At 51.9% G+C, this 2676-nt stretch carries 3 protein-coding genes; all 3 read left to right on the forward strand.

Annotation, left to right across the window (positions count from 1 at the left end):
* Positions 1-167 precede the first annotated feature (167 nt).
* Positions 168-1037, forward strand: coding sequence for a hypothetical protein (locus EYS42_RS17120; RefSeq protein ID WP_165456840.1), 870 nt, complete (start codon positions 168-170; stop codon positions 1035-1037).
* A 787-nt stretch (positions 1038-1824) separates the two neighbouring features.
* A complete protein-coding gene (locus tag EYS42_RS17455) occupies positions 1825-2049 on the forward strand; it encodes a DUF6429 family protein (RefSeq protein WP_130969354.1) in 225 nt (74 codons plus the stop codon).
* A 1-nt stretch (position 2050) separates the two neighbouring features.
* Positions 2051-2395 (forward strand): DUF3024 domain-containing protein, encoded by a 345-nt coding sequence (locus tag EYS42_RS16750; protein WP_130969355.1) that lies wholly within the window; start codon positions 2051-2053, stop codon positions 2393-2395.
* Positions 2396-2676 lie beyond the last annotated feature (281 nt).

The following is a 2676-nucleotide window of genomic DNA, read 5'->3' on the forward strand; positions in this document are numbered from 1 at the left end:
ACCGTGGCCTAACTCGGCGGTCAAGCGGACGCCAACACTGGCCATGCCTGCGGCATCTTCATGGCCAGTGTTGGTGCCCTTCACTCGCTGCGCTCCTTCCGGCGCCGCTTACCTTGGGCGTTAGGCCTTCCAGAAAATTTGCCGCAGCAACAAAATTCAGCAAATTTATGACAGAACAGAATACAGCCGCTAAGAACTGCTTCGTCGTCACTCCAATTGGTGCCGATAATTCACCCACACGACGAGCTGCCGACGGCCTTATCAGCGCAGTCATCAAGCCGACCTTACAAGAGCTAGGCTTTAAAACTCATGTCGCTCATGAGATTTCCACACCCGGCTCCATTACCAAACAAGTAATAGAACACGTACTATATGACGAATTGGTAATTGCAAATCTTACCGAGTTAAATCCCAACGTCATGTATGAACTTGCGGTCAGGCATTGCGTTGGTTTACCAATCGTAGTGCTGGCAGAATCGGGCACAAAGCTACCCTTCGACATTTCTGACGAACGCACCGTATTTTTCCAGAACGACATGCACGGCGCAGTAGATCTTCGCCCCAGACTGGCTTCGGCCATAGAAGCAGCCCAAGCCGAGTCTGAGCCAGACAATCCCGTTTATCGAGTTGCCCAATCGAAAGTAATGCGCGAAGTTGCGCAAGCAGACGATGCGCAAGGATTCTTGCTGCGCAAACTAGAATATATTGAATCGTCGGTTAATGAGCTTAGACACAGATCATCCCAAAGCACCCCGGCAATCAGATCCCCCTACAGATACATGCTCCACATAAGGGGTGAAAAGGTGGACGTGAAAAGCATATTGCCAATTTTGAATACCTTCCCAGGCGTGCAGCGTGTTGTTTATGTTGGCCCCATGAATTTTCTTACTCAAGAAGCCCTAGAAACCTCAGACGCAGTCAATTTACACAGGGTTAGGATTGAATCATTCGAGCCCATTAATAGCGACGAACTGGAGTTTGCGGCCAAGCGCACCTCAACCAGCATAACTAGGATTCGCGAATTACCTCCAGCCTAACATTACGGTCAAGCGGACGCCAACAAGGCCCATGGCTTCGCCATTTTCATGGGCCTTATTGGTACCCTCCACTCGCTGCGCTCCTTCCGGCGCCGCTTACCTTGGGCGTTAGGCCGCAGTTGGAATACGACTGAGCTCTGCGCACACCACAAAAAAGATCGGACGGTTTAGATTGAGCATTTGGACACGAATACTGGTCGTGTGCTTTGTTGGAAGCTTTGCCTGCCTTGCTCTGGCACTAGCTCTGCAGGGTGATAGAAACGCTGCAGCAGGAGCGCTCCTCGTTGCAGGGTTGGTGGCCCCATTGCTGCTCGAAGCATGGCGCCCTGGAAAGTATCACTTGCGAGCGCCCGACGACGGAAGCGCTGACACACTGCTCAACAGACTTCGGCAGTTCCGACGTGACCATCCAGGAAGCGATGGCTCGGTCATTATTCTTGTGTTCTATTGCGTACTTGCTGCATTGTTTGCTGGGGTCATCCGCACCATCTGGCATTCATTCATTCAACCGTAGGCAGCGCAAATGAACCATTGCACGCCCATTGGCGCACGCCATCGCTCTGGAAGTGGTAACGCCATCACCGAGCACTGGCACGGGCGCTTCGCGCAGGCACCGTGGCCTAACTCGGCGGTCAAGCGGACGCCAACACTGGCCATGCCTTCGGCATCTTTATGGCCAGTGTTGGTGCCCTCCACTCGCTGCGCTCCTTCCGGCGCCGCTTACCTTGGGCGTTAGGCCACTGCTAATAACCGCCTAGCAGTTCGCTAGGCTCATTGCGAAACAGCCATGACATACAGTGATCAAAAGGTTGAAGATGCAGTTCTCGCGCTCCTTGGCTACTTCGCAACCAAGGACGGGCAAACTTGGAAACGTTACGAGTTTTCAGTGATGGAGTCGCTGCATGAGAAGGGACTTATCTCAGATCCCCGAGGTCGGCAAGAATCGGTGTTCCTTACCCCTGCAGGGTTGGAAATTTCCAAGAATCTAGTCAAGCAACTTTTTTCCGAATAACATGGCTTTCAATGAAGTAGATCTCAAGCGGATCGAGAAGGCAGCAGAAAAATTCTTCGCCCAACACCGGCCGCCTCCTCACATTCGGTCGCAACTGGACTATGAGTACCAAATTTCAGGCCAATCCGTCGAACTGCTTGAAGTGCGTCCGCGTTGGGATTCCCCCTCTGAATTAATGAAACGCCCGTTCGCCAAGGCAACTTACGTCCGCAGCCAAAATTATTGGAAGGTTTACTGGATGCGGGGAAATTTAACTTGGTCTCCATACGAAGTCAACGAAGCAAAAACCATCGATGCCTTCTTCTCAATTGTCGGTGCGGACACATTAGGTTGCTTCTTTGGCTAAGCTGTCTGAAAAGTTAAATGTTCTCACTAGTCTTCCACCACACACCGTGGCCTAACTGGGCGTTCAACGCGGACGCCAACACTGGCCATGGCTTCGCCATTTTTATGGCCAGTGTTGGTGCCCTACGCGCTTCGCGCTCCGGCGCCGGTTAACTTGGGCGTTAGAAATCTCAAATTTTATCGGGCATGAAAAATATCTTAATAGCTTTCTCACTCTTGCTCATGGCCGAGAAGATCTTGGCGCAAGAGCAATGGTTGGTCGAGCACGAGAGATTTCAGGTG

It is taken from the genome of Aquabacterium lacunae (assembly GCF_004310865.1).
In the GTDB taxonomy this organism is placed as follows: domain Bacteria; phylum Pseudomonadota; class Gammaproteobacteria; order Burkholderiales; family Burkholderiaceae_C; genus Aquabacterium; species Aquabacterium lacunae.

Coding starts and splice junctions, on each gene's coding strand:
- EYS42_RS17120 (WP_165456840.1), top strand. CDS start 168: ATGACAGAACAGAATACAGCCGCTAAGAACTGCTTCGTCGTCACTCCA.
- EYS42_RS17455 (WP_130969354.1), top strand. CDS start 1,825: ATGACATACAGTGATCAAAAGGTTGAAGATGCAGTTCTCGCGCTCCTT.
- EYS42_RS16750 (WP_130969355.1), top strand. CDS start 2,051: ATGGCTTTCAATGAAGTAGATCTCAAGCGGATCGAGAAGGCAGCAGAA.